Annotated in this window: 14 protein-coding genes; 13 read left to right on the top strand and 1 reads right to left on the bottom strand. The window is 64.6% G+C overall.

Annotated features, from left to right (window positions below; translation table 11 throughout):
* Positions 1–7 precede the first annotated feature (7 nt).
* From nuoN to cyoD, 12 genes are all read left to right on the top strand, one after another.
* Entirely contained in the window at positions 8–1483 is a 1476-nt protein-coding gene (nuoN, locus tag ACZ5MJ_RS13125; RefSeq protein WP_464219837.1) for an NADH-quinone oxidoreductase subunit NuoN, read from the top strand.
* Between the two features lie 13 nt (positions 1484–1496).
* Positions 1497–1805 (top strand): DUF2818 family protein, encoded by a 309-nt coding sequence (locus ACZ5MJ_RS13120; RefSeq protein ID WP_464219836.1) that lies wholly within the window; start codon positions 1497–1499, stop codon positions 1803–1805.
* Between the two features lie 44 nt (positions 1806–1849).
* On the top strand, positions 1850–2476 hold the full coding sequence (locus ACZ5MJ_RS13115; RefSeq protein ID WP_464219835.1) for an NUDIX domain-containing protein: 627 nt from the start codon (positions 1850–1852) through the stop codon (positions 2474–2476).
* Positions 2477–2622: 146 nt separating this feature from the next.
* Positions 2623–3069: a DUF1178 family protein gene (locus ACZ5MJ_RS13110; RefSeq protein ID WP_464219833.1), complete on the top strand. Its 447-nt coding sequence runs from the start codon at positions 2623–2625 to the stop codon at positions 3067–3069.
* Positions 3070–3163: 94 nt separating this feature from the next.
* Positions 3164–4366, top strand: coding sequence for an acyl-CoA dehydrogenase family protein (locus ACZ5MJ_RS13105; RefSeq protein ID WP_464219832.1), 1203 nt, complete (start codon positions 3164–3166; stop codon positions 4364–4366).
* Between the two features lie 13 nt (positions 4367–4379).
* On the top strand, positions 4380–5498 hold the full coding sequence (locus ACZ5MJ_RS13100; protein WP_464219830.1) for an acyl-CoA dehydrogenase family protein: 1119 nt from the start codon (positions 4380–4382) through the stop codon (positions 5496–5498).
* Positions 5499–5656: 158 nt separating this feature from the next.
* The gene (locus tag ACZ5MJ_RS13095; RefSeq protein ID WP_464219829.1) at positions 5657–6100 is read left to right on the top strand and encodes a MaoC family dehydratase; all 444 of its coding nucleotides are present in this window, start codon (positions 5657–5659) and stop codon (positions 6098–6100) included.
* Between the two features lie 32 nt (positions 6101–6132).
* Positions 6133–6609 (top strand): MaoC family dehydratase, encoded by a 477-nt coding sequence (locus ACZ5MJ_RS13090; protein ID WP_464219827.1) that lies wholly within the window; start codon positions 6133–6135, stop codon positions 6607–6609.
* Between the two features lie 603 nt (positions 6610–7212).
* On the top strand, positions 7213–8172 hold the full coding sequence (gene cyoA, locus ACZ5MJ_RS13085; protein ID WP_464219826.1) for a ubiquinol oxidase subunit II: 960 nt from the start codon (positions 7213–7215) through the stop codon (positions 8170–8172).
* A 14-nt stretch (positions 8173–8186) separates the two neighbouring features.
* Complete coding sequence (gene cyoB / locus ACZ5MJ_RS13080) at positions 8187–10160, top strand: cytochrome o ubiquinol oxidase subunit I (RefSeq protein WP_464223717.1); 1974 nt, start codon at positions 8187–8189, stop codon at positions 10158–10160.
* 5 nt (positions 10161–10165) lie between these two features.
* On the top strand, positions 10166–10810 hold the full coding sequence (gene cyoC / locus ACZ5MJ_RS13075) for a cytochrome o ubiquinol oxidase subunit III (protein ID WP_432259654.1): 645 nt from the start codon (positions 10166–10168) through the stop codon (positions 10808–10810).
* Positions 10810–11187, top strand: coding sequence for a cytochrome o ubiquinol oxidase subunit IV (gene cyoD, locus ACZ5MJ_RS13070; protein WP_464219824.1), 378 nt, complete (start codon positions 10810–10812; stop codon positions 11185–11187). The genes cyoC and cyoD overlap by 1 nt, the downstream gene beginning before the upstream one ends.
* A gap of 74 nt (positions 11188–11261) precedes the next feature.
* Here cyoD and ACZ5MJ_RS13065 read toward each other — a convergent pair whose 3' ends face one another.
* Positions 11262–13307: a gamma-glutamyltransferase family protein gene (locus ACZ5MJ_RS13065; protein WP_464219823.1), complete on the bottom strand. Its 2046-nt coding sequence runs from the start codon at positions 13305–13307 to the stop codon at positions 11262–11264.
* A gap of 445 nt (positions 13308–13752) precedes the next feature.
* On the opposite strand from ACZ5MJ_RS13065, the gene urtA reads away from it, so the two are divergent.
* Entirely contained in the window at positions 13753–15009 is a 1257-nt protein-coding gene (gene urtA, locus ACZ5MJ_RS13060; protein ID WP_432259655.1) for an urea ABC transporter substrate-binding protein, read from the top strand.
* The last annotated feature ends 72 nt before the right edge of the window (positions 15010–15081 follow it).

Raw genomic sequence — 15081 nt, 5'->3', positions numbered from 1 at the left:
AATCAACATGCAACCGTCCTCGACACTCGGCCCCGTGGCGCCGATTATTTTCCTGGCGATCGCCATCGGCGCGGTCAACTGGATCGACCTTGCGCGCGGCAAGGGCAAGCAAAGCGTGGCCTATCCGCTGTCGCTGCTGGCCACGCTGGTGCTGACCGTCTGGTTCGGCCTGAATGCCGCCGCCGGCGAGACGCACTACGCGTTCGCCAACCTGGTCGTGATCGACCCGATGGCCAACGTGCTGTCCGCGTTCTGCTCTGCCGGCCTGTTCGTGACGCTGGTCTACACGCGCCGCTATCTGGCGGATCGCGACATGTTTGCCGGCGAGTTCTACCAGCTCGCGCTGTTCACGCTGGGCGGCCAGATCGTGATGATCACCGGCAACAACTTCCTGACCCTGTACCTGGGCCTGGAACTGCTGTCGCTGTCGTCGTACGCCCTGGTGGCACTGCGCCGCGAATCGCGCGTGACCTCGGAATCGGCGATGAAGTACTTCGTGCTCGGCGCGCTGGCTTCGGGCTTCCTGCTGTACGGCATCTCGATGATGTATGGCGCCACCGGTTCGCTGAACCTGGGCCAGGTGTTCCGCGTGGTCGAGTCGGGCCGCGTCAACACCACCATGCTGGCCTTCGGCGTGGTCTTCATCGTCGCCGGCCTGTCGTTCAAGCTGGGTGCCGCGCCGTTCCACATGTGGATTCCGGACATCTACCAGGGTTCGCCGACCGCGGTGACGCTGCTGATCGCCGGCGGCCCCAAGGTTGCTGCCTTCGCGTTGTTCATCCGCGTGCTGGTGGAAGGCCTGCTGCCGCTGGCCAGCGACTGGCAGATGATGCTGGTGGTGCTGTCGATCGTCTCGCTGGCGATCGGCAACCTGACCGCCATCGTGCAGACCAACCTGAAGCGGATGCTGGCGTACTCGACCATCTCGCACATGGGCTTCGTGCTGCTGGGCCTGCTCTCGGGCGTGGTGGCCAACAAGGCTGACGGGGCCGCCGATGCGTACAGCTCGGCGATGTTCTACTCGGTGACCTACCTGCTGACCACGCTGGGCACCTTCGGCATCATCCTGCTGCGCACCAGCAAGGGCTTCGAAGCCGAGACGCTGGAAGACCTGAAGGGCATGTCGCGCCGCAACCCGTGGTTTGCCTTCCTGATGCTGGTGATGATGTTCTCGCTGGCCGGCATTCCGCCGACCGTGGGCTTCTACGCCAAGCTGGCGGTGCTGGACGCAGTGATCAAGGCCGGCATGACCTGGCTGGCCGTGGTGGCGGTGATGTTCTCGCTGATCGGCGCGTTCTATTACCTGCGCATCGTCAAGCTGATGTACTTCGATGCACCCGCCGGCGAAGAAGAGCTGGAAGCCTCCTTCGGCCTGCGCTCGATGCTGAGCGTGAACGGCGCCGCGGTGATCCTGCTGGGCCTGTTCCCGGCCGCGCTGATGAACCTGTGCTACCAGGCCATTCGCGCGACCCTGAGTTCCTGATCCGCCACGTACCATGAGCGCATCCGCAAGCGGCTGGTTTGTCATCCTGCTGGCACTGATCAGTGCGAACCTGCCGTTTGTGAACCAGCGCCTGTTCGTGGTGATCCCGCTGCGGCAGGCGCGCAAGCCGCTGTGGCTGCGGCTGCTGGAACTGATCACATGGTTCGCGGTGGCGGGTGCCACCGGCTTTGCGGTGGAGGCCAGCCTTGGCGGCGCCTTCCCGCAGGGCTGGCAGTTCTACGCCATCACCGCCTGCATGATGCTGGTGTTTGCCTTCCCTGGCTTCACCTGGCAATACCTCGTCAAACACCGCACGGCCTGAAGCCGGTCTTGTCGGCGCCGGGCCCTGCCTGATCCGGAGCGTCCATGACCGACAAGATCCACCGCGGTACCCTGTCTCCCGCAGAACTGACCGAGAACGACGACGGACTGAAGGAAGTCTGTGTCGCCTCGGCCACGGTCCACCGCGGCAAGTTCCTCACCCTCAAGCAAGACATCGTCAGGCTGCCGGACGGCAAGCAGACCGGGCGCGAGTACGTGGTCCATCCGGGCGCGGTGATGATGATCCCGCTGTTCAACGACGGCACCGTGCTGATGGAGCGCCAGTTCCGCTATCCGATCGGCGAAGTGATGCTGGAATTCCCCGCCGGCAAGCTCGATCCGGAAGAAGGCGCGCAGCGCTGCGGCGAACGCGAGCTGCTGGAGGAAACCGGCTACCGCGCGGCGCGCTGGGACTACCTGACGCGCATCCACCCGGTCATCTCCTATTCCACCGAGTTCATCGACGTCTTCCTCGCGCGCGACCTGACGCACGGCGAGGCGCAGCTCGACGACGGCGAATTCCTGGAAACCTTCATCACGCCGGTGGGGCAGGTGATCGACTGGGTCCGCAGCGGCCGCATCACCGACGTGAAGACCATCATCGGCGCCTTCTGGCTGGAAAAAGTGATCTCGGGTGCCTGGCAGCCGGGCGAACAGCCGCTGCCGCGTTAAAAGGCCCCAGGCCGTATAGTGAGTGGTGAGCCGCACGGATTCTGCGCCATGCGGCTGGTACGAACGGTCGTTCTAAAAAATTTAGCACGACCGTTCACAAAATTTCGATTCGCGGATAATATAGCTTTTGACGGGCTGGAAAGATCATGAAGGTGCTCGACCTGCGCTGCGCGCATGACCATCGTTTCGAGGGCTGGTTTGCCTCGGAGGAAGAGGCGCAGTCGCAAATCTCGCGCGACCTCGTCCAATGCCCGGTCTGTGGCGACCACGCCGTTGCGCGGCTGCCGAGCGCGCCGCGCCTGAACCTGTCGGGCGCGACCGCGCGCGAAGGCAGCGCCAGGCCGGCGCAGCCGGCTGCCGCACCGGTGACACTGCAAGCGCTCTACATGAAGGCGGTGAAGCAGGTGCTGGCACAGACCGAGGATGTTGGCGACCGCTTTGCCGAAGAGGCAAGGCGCATGCACTATGACGAGGCGCCGGAGCGCGGCATTCGCGGTTCGGCCTCGGCGGAGGAAGTGCAGGCGCTGGCCGATGAGGGCATCGAGACTTTCCCGCTCGTGGTGCCGGATGCGCTGAAGCAGACGGCTCACTGAATTGCGTCTTGTGCCCGTTGCTGTCGGCGCATGACGCGCAGGCAGAACAAACCGCCGGCGGCCCCACGCCATGCCGGCACCACAGGAGACGGGCATGGATCTCAACTACTCGGCGTCCGACAACGCCTTCCGCGAGGAAGTGCGTAGCTGGCTCGAAGCCAACTTGCCGGCGGACATCCGCAGCAAGATTCTCAACCACCGCCGTCCGAACCGCGACGACCTGGTGCGCTGGCACAAGACCCTGGCCGGCAAGGGCTGGTCGGCACCGCACTGGCCCGTCCAGTACGGCGGCACCGGCTGGAACGCCACCCAGCGCCATATCTGGGACGAAGAGAATGCCCGCGTCGGCGCGCCCGGTGTGCTGCCGTTCGGCGTGGCGATGGTCGCGCCTGTGATCATGAAGTACGGCAACGAGCAGCAGAAGTCCTACTACCTGCCGCGTATCCTGGACTGCACCGACTGGTGGTGCCAGGGCTATTCGGAGCCGGGCTCGGGTTCGGACCTGGCCTCGCTGAAGACCCGCGCCGAGCTGACCCCGGACGGCAAGCACTACATCGTCAACGGCCAGAAGACCTGGACCACGCTCGGCCAGCACGCCGACATGATCTTCTGCCTGGTGCGCACCGATCCCGAAGCCAAGAAGCAGGAAGGCATCTCGTTCCTGCTGATCGACATGAAGACCCCAGGCATCACCGTGCGTCCGATCATCATGCTCGACGAAGAGCATGAAGTGAACGAGGTCTTCTTCGACAACGTCGAGGTGCCGGTCGAGAACCGCGTCGGCGATGAGAACAAGGGCTGGACCTACGCCAAGTACCTGCTCGGCCACGAGCGCACCGGCATTGCCCGCGTGGGCAATTCCAAGCGCGAGCTGGGCTTCCTCAAGCGCGTGGCGCGCCAGCAGCAGAAGAACGGCAAGCCGCTGCTGGAAGATCCGGTGTTCGGCGCCAAGGTGGCCGCGCTGGAGATCGAACTGATGGCGCTGGAGATCACCGTGCTGCGCGTGGTGTCGAGCGAAGCCGCCGGCAAGGGCCCCGGCCCGGAAGCGTCGATGCTCAAGATCAAGGGCACCGAGATCCAGCAGCTGCTGACCGAGCTGATGGTGGAAGCCGTCGGCCCGTACGCCCAGCCGTTCGATACCGCCTACCTGGAGTGCGAGACCGAGCACGCCGTGACCGGCTACGACGACGCCGCGCCGCTGGCCGCGTACTACTTCAACTATCGCAAGACCTCCATCTACGGCGGGTCCAACGAAATTCAGAAGAACATCATCAGCCAGATGATTCTGGGGCTGTGAGGAGACACGCAACATGAACTTCAATCTCAGCGACGAACAGAAGCAGCTGGCCGACGCCGTCCGCCGTTTCATCGACAAGGACTACGGCTTTGAGTCCCGCAAGCAGAACTACGAAAGCGCCGCCGGCTATGGCGACGCCGCCTGGGGCTCGCTGGCCGAGCTCGGCCTGACCGCGCTGCCGGTGCCGGAAGCGCAGGGTGGTTTCGCGGGCAAGGCCCTGGACATGATGGTGGTGCAGCAGGAGCTGGGCCGCGGCCTGGTGGTGGAGCCGTACCTGGCGACCGTGGCCGGCGCCTACGCCCTGGGCCTGGCCGGTGGCCAGGACGCGCTGCTGGAACAGGTTGCCGGCGGCGAGCTGAAGCTGGCCGTGGCCTTCAACGAGCCGCAGGCGCGCTATGAACTGAACAACGTGCGCGTCACCGCCCGCGACGGCAAGCTCAACGGCCGCAAGGTCGTGGTGGTGCATGGCGGCCAGGCCGACAAGCTGATCGTGTCGGCCCGCAGCAGCGGTGCCGAGGCCGACCAGGACGGCCTCTCGCTGTTCCTGGTCGATGCGAAAGGTGCCGGCGTCAGCATCAAGGACTACCGCACCATCGACAACCTGCGCGCGGCCGACATCACCTTCCAGGACGCGCCGGCGCAACTGCTGGGCGAAGCCGGCAAGGCCTTCCCGCTGATCGAGCAGGTGGCCGACTATGCCGCCGTGCTGCTGTGCGCCGAGGCCGTGGGCGTGATGGATACGCTCAATGCCGCCACGCTGGAATACGCCAAGACGCGCCAGCAGTTCGGCGTGCCGATCGCACGCTTCCAGGCGCTGCAGCACCGCATGGTGGAGATGTTCATCCACGCCGAGCAGTCGCGTTCGATCACGCTGCTGGCCGCGGCCCGCTTCGAGGAAGTGACGCCGGAAGAGCGCCGCCGCTATGTCTCCGCCGCCAAGGCGCGCGTGGGGCAGGCAGCGCGCACGGTGGGCCAGGAGGCAGTGCAGATCCACGGCGGCATGGGCGTGACCAATGAACTGCCGGCCGCGCACATGTTCAAGCGGCTGACGCTGATCAACACCACCTTCGGCGACGTCGATCACCACCTGGGCAGGTTTGCTGCCCAGCCGGGGTTCCAGGAAGCTGCCTGATCCTGCTAGTCCAGTCAAAACCGCGCTGTAGTCCAGGCGCGGTTTTTTTCTTTGGGGACCGTTAGGGGCGGGTTCGGCAAATACGGACGCCAGCTCCAGACGGCCATGCGATCATTGCGCAGTCGAGTCAAGCGCCAATCACTACAGAGAGACAACCGATGCTGTATTTCGAGGACTTTGCAGTCGGCAGCCGCCGTGAACTCGGTTCCTACCTCGTCACCGAGGAAGAGATCCTGGCCTTCGCCCGCCAGTACGATCCGCAGCCGTTCCACGTCGACCAGGAGGCCGCTGCCAAAAGCATCTATGGCGGCCTGATCTCCAGCGGCTGGATGACGTGCTCGATCATGATGCGCCTGCTGGTGCTGAGCAACACCGGCAAGTCCGCCAGCATGGGCTCGCCCGGCGTGGACGAGATCCGCTGGCTCAAGCCGGTCCATGCCGGCGACACGCTCACTGTCGTGCTGAAGGTGCTGGATACCCGCCCGTCTCAGTCCAAGCCGGACCGCGGCGTGGTGCATACCCAGTGGGAGGCCACCAACCAGCGCGGCGAACTGGTCTGCACCGTCAAGGGCATGGGCATGTACGGCCGCCGGCCTGCGTAAGAACACTTAACCGTCACGAGGAGACTATCGACATGCGTACTATCGCAACGCTGGAAGAACTGGAAGGCCTGCAGGGCCAGGAAGTCGCGGTCAGCGACTGGATCGAAGTGACCCAGCAGCAGGTCAACCAGTTTGCCGACGCCACCGGCGACCACCAGTGGATCCACATCGACGTGGAGCGCGCGAAGAAGGAGTCGCCCTATGGCGGCCCCATCGCCCACGGCTTCCTGACGTTGTCGCTGCTGCCCAAGTTCATGCACAACGCGCTGAGCATGCCGTCCAGGATCGGCGTCAACTACGGGCTGAATCGTGTGCGCTTCACGGCACCGGTACCCGTGGGCAGCAAGCTGCGCGCGCGCATCAAATTGCTGAAGGTCGAGCGCCTCGATCCGCTGCCGAACTCGCCCGAGCTGGTGGGCGCGCAGTCCACCTGGGAAGTGACGGTGGAGCGGGAGGGCAGCGAGCGTCCGGTGTGCATCGCGGAGTCGATTACCCGCCGCTACGGGTGACCTGCGACGCAGTTTGACGCGGTGCGACAATATGCCACACAGCCATGTCGCACCCCTGGAAGGCCGCGCAAAGCGCGGCTTTCCGCATATTTGTAGCTGAATTTGTGATGTTGACGTGGATCAAGGGCAATTGGATGCCCCAGTCCATCGATTGTCCGGTTAACTGAACAGTGTGTTCTGTGGCGTTGGGTTTACCCCTAATGTTGCGTTGCGGTACAGTCGCGCCCACGATGTTTTACGTGTTGCGCTCCCCGGCCGAAAACCGCGCCTGCCATGAAGGCAGGTCTGTCGGGAAGTGCAAAAACCTCGTATTCCAACGCTACCCGGCCGCTGTACTGAGCCGGGACCGTTCGCGGTTTCGGCCAGGTGCCGCAGCGCCGGCAAGGTCCCACAGGGCCAGCAGCGCGCGCAGTCAGTTGTCCTTCCGTGTTCATGGCGTTGCAAGGCCGCATGGTCCCCCGGCGCTCGATTCGCCGCCAGACCGCAACGCCAGCTAAGGACACGTCCTTCCGGTTTTCCCTCAGCCCCACGCCTCTTGCGCGAGCATCAGGCGGTTTAGCCACGCTTTTGCCCGAAGCGCGGTGTAACCAAACCAGTCGTGACATGAAGAAACCCATACTGCCGCGGTGGACGCGGTTCCTGCCTTGCCTTGGCCTGCTCCTGCTCGCCGGCTGCAACCTGACGCTGCTCGACCCGAAAGGGCAGGTCGGCGTCGACATCAAAGGCATCATCCTGATTGCCACCTGGCTGATGCTGCTGGTGGTGGTGCCGGTGATCGTCCTGACGCTGGTGTTTGCCTGGAAGTACCGCGCCGGCAATACCTCGGCACGCTATGAACCCGACTGGTCGCACTCCACCGCGATCGAAGTGGTGGTGTGGCTGATCCCCTGCCTGATCATCGTCGCGCTGGGCATCATCACCTGGAAGTCCTCGCACGACCTGGACCCGTACAAGCCGCTCGAATCCAGCAAGAAGCCGGTCACCGTCGAGGTGGTGGCGCTGAACTGGAAGTGGCTGTTCATCTATCCGGAACTGAAGATTGCCACGGTCAACCAGATCGCTTTCCCGGTCGACACCCCGGTGAACTTCAAGATCACCTCGGATGCGATCATGAATTCGTTCTTCATCCCGCAACTGGGCAGCCAGGTGTACGCCATGGCAGGGATGGAGACCAAGCTGCACCTGATCGCCAACCATGCCGGCACCTATGACGGCGTGTCCGCCAACTACAGCGGCGGCGGCTTCTCGGGCATGAAGTTCAAGGCGATGGCCATGTCGAACTACGAGTTCGACCAGTGGGTCGCCAAGGTTCGCGCCTCGTCCACCGAACTTGGCGTTGACGGCTACAAGACGCTGGCACAACCCAGCGAGCAGGAGCCGGTCACGTACTACGGCAAGGTGGAAGACCAGCTGTTCCACAACGTCCTGCACAAGTACATGGGCCACAGCGGCGCCGCACTGGCCGCTGACGGGTTCAAGGGCGGCCCGATCTGCACGTCGCGCAACACCGTCGGTGAAGAGCAGCTGTCGATGACCACGCCGGCCAAGCCGGCGGGCGCGTAATCCTGGGAGCAATGATGTTTGGCAAGTTGAGTTTGTCGGCGATTCCGTTTCATGAGCCGATCATCATGGTCGTTCTGGCCGGCGTCGCCCTGGGCGGCGCCGCGCTGCTGGGCGCGATCACGTATTTCAAGAAGTGGGGCTACCTCTGGAGCGAGTGGATCACCTCGGTCGACCACAAGAAGATCGGCGTGATGTACTGCCTGGTCGCCCTGGTCATGCTGCTGCGCGGCTTTTCCGACGCGGTCATGATGCGCGCCCAGCTGGCGCTCGCCACCAATGGCGCGACCGGCGTGCTGCCGCCCGAGCACTACGACCAGATCTTCACCGCCCACGGCGTGATCATGATCTTCTTCGTGGCCATGCCGCTGATGACCGGCCTGATGAACCTGGTCGTGCCGCTGCAGATCGGCGCGCGCGACGTGGCCTTCCCGTTCCTCAACACGCTGTCGTTCTGGCTGTTCGTGTCGGGCGCCATGCTGGTCAACGTCTCGCTGGGCGTCGGCGAGTTCGCCAGGACCGGCTGGCTGGCCTACCCGCCGCTGTCGGGGCTGGACTACAGCCCGGGGGTAGGGGTGGACTACTACCTCTGGAGCTTGCAGATCTCAGGCCTGGGCACCTTGCTGACCGGCGTGAACTTCCTGGTGACGATCCTGCGCATGCGCGCGCCTGGCATGACGCTGATGCGCATGCCGGTGTTCACCTGGACCGCCCTGTGCACCAACGTGCTGATCGTGGCTGCCTTCCCGGTGCTGACCGTGACCCTGGCGCTGCTGAGCCTGGACCGCTACCTCGGCATGCACTTCTTCACGAACGACGGTGGCGGCAACGCCATGATGTACGTGAACCTGATCTGGATCTGGGGCCACCCTGAGGTGTACATCCTGATCCTGCCGGCGTTCGGCATCTTCTCGGAAATCATCTCGACCTTCTCGGGCAAGAAGCTGTTCGGCTACAAGGGCATGGTGTACGCGACCGCCGCCATCATGGTGCTGTCGTTCGTCGTGTGGCTGCACCACTTCTTCACGATGGGTTCGGGCGCCAACGTCAACGCGTTCTTCGGCATCACCACCATGATCATCTCCATCCCGACCGGGGTGAAGATCTTCAACTGGCTGTTCACCATGTACCGCGGCCGCGTGCAGCTGACCTCGCCGGTGCTGTGGACCCTGGGCTTCATGGTCACCTTCGTGATCGGCGGCATGACCGGCGTGCTGATGGCCGTGCCGGCGGCTGACTTCGTGCTGCACAACAGCCTGTTCCTGATCGCCCACTTCCACAACGTGATCATCGGCGGCGTGCTGTTCGGCTACCTGGCCGGCATCACCTACTGGTGGCCGAAGGCGTTCGGCTTCACGCTGAACGAGCGCCTGGGCAAGTGCGCCTTCTGGTGCTGGCTGGTCGGCTTCTACTTCGCCTTCATGCCGCTGTACGTGCTGGGCCTGATGGGCATGACCCGCCGCCTGAACCACACCGACAACCCGGCCTGGACGCCGTGGCTGTACCTGGCCGTGGTCGGCGTGGTGTTCGTGGCGCTGGGCATCTTCTTCCAGGTGCTGCAGATCGTCGTGTCGATCCGCGACCGCAAGAAGCTGGCCGACGTGACCGGCGACCCGTGGGGCGGCCGTACCCTGGAGTGGGCCACCTCGTCGCCGCCGCCGTTCTACAACTTCGCGCACACCCCGGTGGTGCGTGACCTGGACGCGTTCGCCGACATGAAGGCCCGTGGCGAGACCGTGCCGACCGAAGGCTACGAGAAGATCCACATGCCCAGGAACACGGGCGCGGGCTTCATCATCGGCGCGTTCAGCCTGGTGTTCGGCTTTGCCCTGACCTGGCATATCTGGTGGCTGGTCGTGGTTGGCCTGGTGGGCATGATCTGGGCGTTCATCCACCGCAGCAACGACGACCATATCGACTATTACGTGCCGGCCACCGAGGTCGAGCAGATCGAAACGCGCCATCTGCAGCGCATTGCTTCGCAAGCCTGAGAACCATGTCGACTCAAGTCCTAGACCGCATCCCCGCGCAGGCCGGCGCGCCGGCCCACGCCGACGCCCATGGCCATGACCATGCGCACCACGATACCAGTGCCAATACGGTGTATGGCTTCTGGATCTACCTGATGAGCGACTGCATCATCTTCGCCGGACTGTTCGCGGCCTTTGCCGTGCTGCGCGGCGAACTGGCAGGCGGCCCGTCGGCGAAGGAGCTGTTCGAGCTCAACTACGTGCTGGTGGAGACCTTCATCCTGCTGTTCTCCTCGATCACGTACGGCATGGCGATGATCTCGCTGCAGAACCGCAGCCTGAGCCGCGTGATGGTGTGGCTTGGCATCACGTTCCTGCTGGGCGCGGGTTTCATGGCGATGGAAATCAACGAGTTCCATCACCTGATCGCCGAAGGCGCCGGCCCGGGCCGCAGCGCGTTCCTGTCGTCGTTCTTCACCCTGGTCGGCACCCACGGCCTGCACGTTGCCAGCGGCATGCTGTGGATGATCGTGCTGATGTGGCAACTGTCGAAGAAGGGCATCACCCCGACCCTGACCAAGCGCCTGACCTGCCTGTCGCTGTTCTGGCACTTCCTGGACGTGGTCTGGATCGGCGTGTTTACCGTGGTCTACCTGATGGGACATCTGTGATGGCACAACACAACGCTCCGGCGGCGCACGGCGCCCACGACTCGCACGCGCATGACGCGCACGACAGCCACGCCGGCGGCCACGCCAGCTTCAAGTCGTACGCGATCGGCTTCATCCTGGCCGTGATCCTGACGGTGATCCCGTTCAAGATCGTGATGGACGGCACCATGGACAAGGGCACCATGCTCTGGATCATCCTCGGCATGGCCGTGGCCCAGATGCTGGTCCACCTGAAGTACTTCCTGCACCTGGACTCGTCGTCCGGGCAGCGCAGCAACGTGATCGCGCTGCTGTTCACGGCACTGATCCTGGTGATCGTGGTGGCGGGTTCGCTGTGGATCATGCACAACCTGAACGCCAACATGATGGTGATGTAAGGACCCGGCGTCCTGGCATCAAAAAAGGGGCCCCGCGCGGGGCCCCTTTTTCATTAGTGCGCCAACTGGCCGGTTCACGGCTTGAACGTATCCCCCAGCACCACGCCTTCGCGGCGCGGATCGGCGCCGCCGACCAGCGTGGTCGAGCTGCCGACGGTGGTGCGGATGATCGCGCTCAGGCCGCTGGACTGTGCCGCGATGTTCACGGTGTGCCCCAGGTTGCGCAGGCCCTTGACCAGCGGGTCGTTGTCGCCCGGCTGGCCGCCGGCCGGCGTGCTGGTATCGACATTGGGATGTTCGCCGCCGACGATCATGGCTGAGCCGGCGCCGTTGGAGCCGCCGAAGTCGATCATCGACACCGCCTGCTGTGCGTCCATGCCCCAGTCCAGCGATGCCACCAGGGTCTTGGCCACGTACTGGATGATGGTGGCGCCGCCCGGCGAACCGGTGGTCATGTAGAAGTCCCCGCGCGAGCCGTCGGCATTGCGCTTGAACACCAGCGTCGGCGCCATCGAGCTGCGCGGGCGCTTGCCCGGCTGCAGGCGGTTGGCCACCAGCACGCCGCCGGGGGCGGGATCGGCATTGAAGTCGGTCAGCTGGTTGTTGAGCAGGAAGCCGTTGGTCATGTGGTACGAGCCCAGGCCCGACTCGACGGTGGTGGTCATCGACACCACGTTGCCGTACTTGTCATGCAGCGACAGGTGGGTGGTGCCGTGCTCGTCCACCGAGGAAGGTGCCAGCGGCACGCTGCCCAGGTTGCCCGCCGCCACCGGCGTGGTCATCACGCCGACCGTGCTGATCAGGTCGGCGCGCTGGCGCAGGTAGGGCTTGTTCACCATGCTTTCCCAGCTTCCGCCCGGCAGGCCGATGAAGTCGGTGTCGGCCACGTACTTGTTGCGGTCGGCATAGGCCAGGTGGCCAGCTTCGCCAAGCAGGTGCGCGCCCAGCACGCTGGGGCGGCCGCCGTTCTTGTCCACCAGCGTGGGCGCATAGCGCGACATCTCGTAGTTCTCGACGATGCCCAGGATCTGCGCCACCGCGATGCCGCCCGACGACGGCGGCGGCATGCCGCACACCTCGTACTGGCGATAGGTGGTGCAGACCGGCTTGCGCGACTTGGCCTGGTAGTTGGCCAGGTCGCTCAGCGTGGTCACGCCGGGCGTGGTGTTGCCGTCGTAGGTGGTCTGGATCTTGTCGACGATGGCCTGCGCGATCGGGCCGTTCTTGTAGAACGCATCCGCGCCGCCGGCGGCAACGGCGGTGAACACACTGGCCAGCGCGGGATTCTTGATGATGGTGTTGACCGCGCGCGGCGTGCCGTCGGCATTCAGGAAGTAGGCGGCCATCTCGGGGTCGCGCTTGATGTTGGCAACGGTCGCGGCACCGGTGATCGCGGCGGCCATGCGCGGCGGAATCGCGAAGCCGTCGGTGGCCAGCTTGATTGCGGGCGTGAACAGGTCCTTCCACGCGGTCTTGCCGTGCTCGCCGTGGGCCAGCTCCAGCACCCGCAGCGTGCCGGGCGTGCCGATGGAGCGGCCGCTGCGTATGGCGGTGGGGGCGGGCGTGGTCTGGTCGGTCGCGGACTTCCAGCGCAGGTAGTTCTCGTCGGCGCCTGCAGGGGCCATCTCGCGCCCGTCATAGGCCGTGACCTGCTTGGTCGCGGCGTCGTAGTACATGATGAAGGTGCCGCCGCCAATGCCGGACGATTGCGGTTCCACCAGGTTCAGCACCATCTGCGCGGCCACCGCGGCATCCACCGCGGTGCCGCCGGCCTTCAGCACATCGCAGGCTGCCTTGGTGGATACCGGGTTGTTGGTCACCGCCATATAGGTCTTGCTGTAGACGGTGGACTTGGGCGCATAGCCGGTGGCCTGCTCCGGCGCGTTGGGATCGCCCGGCAGCACCACGGCTTCGCCGCCGGTGGTGCCGTCCAGTTCGCAGCCAGCGGCGGTCGTGGCCAGCGGCTGGACCGGCGGATCGTCGCCGCCGCCGCAGGCGCCCAGCGTCAGGGTGAGCACTGCCAGCGCCAGCTTGGCCAGGTGATGTGTCGAATGCGGCAGGGGCTGGCGTGGCGGTTGCGAGTCAGCGCGTGAAGCGTTGGGGTCGGCAGTGTACGGCATGGTTTCCTTTTTATTGTGGGCCCGGGAAATGCACGGCCGCGTCGCGCAGGAATGGACGCCGGCCAATGTGCACCGTAATCCTCTGGAGCAGTAACCTTAATCGCTGAATGTACTGATTTACATGCATTCGAACCCTGGGTTAAGCAGCTACTTAATCTCCTGAGGCGACCGCCGTCTCCGCGGGGGCGGGGGCGCCACGATGGAGCAGACAGCACCCCGTTCCCGGGCGCGATGCACCGCGATCGCCCCAATTCCCCCGTGCGCACAGTTGCAGTGCGAATCCTTCGTGCACGGCCCTGGTGCGCGCACGGTCCGCGGGCCGGGTTTGCCCAGCCATGCTGCCTGTGGCCTTGCGCGGGCCGGCGACACGCCATGGCACGCTAGTTGCAGAAGCATCCTCCGGGGAGCGTAGTCCCTGACCAACACGACAAACGGGAGCTGCAAAATGCAACGACGTGACATGCTGAAGCTGTCGGCGATAGCCGCCGCGGCGATGATCGGTACCAGCCCGCTGGCGCTGGCGCAGTCCAAGGAGCCGATCAAGGTCGGCATCCTGCATTCGCTGTCGGGCACCATGGCCATTTCGGAGACGTCGCTGAAAGACGTGGCCCTGATGACCATCGACGAGATCAACAAGAGCGGCGGCGTGCTGGGGCGCAAGCTGGAGCCGGTGGTGGTGGACCCGGCATCGAACTGGCCGCTGTTTGCCGAGAAGGCGCGCCAGCTGGTCAGCAAGGACAAGGTCGCGGTGACCTTCGGCTGCTGGACTTCGGTGTCGCGCAAGTCGGTGCTGCCGGTCTATGAGGAACTGAACTCGCTGCTGTTCTATCCGGTGCAGTACGAAGGCGAGGAGATGTCGAAGAACGTCTTCTACACCGGTGCGGCACCCAACCAGCAGGCAATCCCGGCGGTGGAATACCTGATGAGCAAGGAAGGCGGCGGCGCCAAGCGCTTCTTCCTGCTGGGCACGGACTATGTCTACCCGCGCACCACCAACAAGATCCTGCGCGCTTTCCTGAAGAGCAAGGGCGTCGCCGACAAGGACATCGAAGAGGTCTACACCCCGTTTGGCCACAGCGACTACCAGACCATCGTCGCCAATATCAAGAAGTTCTCGCAGGGCGGCAAGACCGCGGTGATCTCCACCATCAACGGCGACTCCAACGTGCCGTTCTACAAGGAACTGGGCAATGCCGGGCTGAAGGCCAAGGATGTGCCGGTGGTGGCGTTCTCGGTGGGTGAGGAGGAGCTGCGCGGCATCGACACCAAGCCGCTGGTGGGCCACCTGGCTGCCTGGAACTACTTCATGTCGGTCAAGAACCCCGAGAACGAAGCCTTCAAGAAGCAGTGGGCGGCCTGGGTCAAGGCCAACAACCTGCCCGGCGGCGACAAGCGCGTGACCAACGACCCGATGGAAGCCACCTACGTGGGCATCCATATGTGGGCGCAGGCCGTGAAGAAGGCGGGCACGACGGACACCGACAAGGTGCGCGCCGCCATGTACGGGCAGACCTTCAAGGCACCGGATGGCTTCACGCTGACCATGGGCGAGAACCACCACCTGTACAAGCCGGTGATGATCGGCGAAGTGAAGGGCGACGGCCAGTTCACGGTGGTCTGGAAGACACCGAAGGCCGTGCGCGCGCAACCGTGGAGCCCGTACATCGCGGGCAACGAGGGCAAGCCGGACAAGGTGATGTAAGCCCGGCCACGTTCTTCCGGTTTGGCTCCCCTCTCTCGCTTGCGGGAGAGGGGAGCCAACACCCGGCCCGCC

It is taken from the genome of Cupriavidus sp. LA-1 (assembly GCF_055385985.1).
This window is presented reverse-complemented; position numbering and strand designations above follow the sequence as displayed.

Coding starts and splice junctions, on each gene's coding strand:
- nuoN (WP_464219837.1), top strand. CDS start 8: ATGCAACCGTCCTCGACACTCGGCCCCGTGGCGCCGATTATTTTCCTG.
- ACZ5MJ_RS13120 (WP_464219836.1), top strand. CDS start 1,497: ATGAGCGCATCCGCAAGCGGCTGGTTTGTCATCCTGCTGGCACTGATC.
- ACZ5MJ_RS13115 (WP_464219835.1), top strand. CDS start 1,850: ATGACCGACAAGATCCACCGCGGTACCCTGTCTCCCGCAGAACTGACC.
- ACZ5MJ_RS13110 (WP_464219833.1), top strand. CDS start 2,623: ATGAAGGTGCTCGACCTGCGCTGCGCGCATGACCATCGTTTCGAGGGC.
- ACZ5MJ_RS13105 (WP_464219832.1), top strand. CDS start 3,164: ATGGATCTCAACTACTCGGCGTCCGACAACGCCTTCCGCGAGGAAGTG.
- ACZ5MJ_RS13100 (WP_464219830.1), top strand. CDS start 4,380: ATGAACTTCAATCTCAGCGACGAACAGAAGCAGCTGGCCGACGCCGTC.
- ACZ5MJ_RS13095 (WP_464219829.1), top strand. CDS start 5,657: ATGCTGTATTTCGAGGACTTTGCAGTCGGCAGCCGCCGTGAACTCGGT.
- ACZ5MJ_RS13090 (WP_464219827.1), top strand. CDS start 6,133: ATGCGTACTATCGCAACGCTGGAAGAACTGGAAGGCCTGCAGGGCCAG.
- cyoA (WP_464219826.1), top strand. CDS start 7,213: ATGAAGAAACCCATACTGCCGCGGTGGACGCGGTTCCTGCCTTGCCTT.
- cyoB (WP_464223717.1), top strand. CDS start 8,187: ATGTTTGGCAAGTTGAGTTTGTCGGCGATTCCGTTTCATGAGCCGATC.
- cyoC (WP_432259654.1), top strand. CDS start 10,166: ATGTCGACTCAAGTCCTAGACCGCATCCCCGCGCAGGCCGGCGCGCCG.
- cyoD (WP_464219824.1), top strand. CDS start 10,810: ATGGCACAACACAACGCTCCGGCGGCGCACGGCGCCCACGACTCGCAC.
- ACZ5MJ_RS13065 (WP_464219823.1), bottom strand. CDS start 13,307: ATGCCGTACACTGCCGACCCCAACGCTTCACGCGCTGACTCGCAACCG.
- urtA (WP_432259655.1), top strand. CDS start 13,753: ATGCAACGACGTGACATGCTGAAGCTGTCGGCGATAGCCGCCGCGGCG.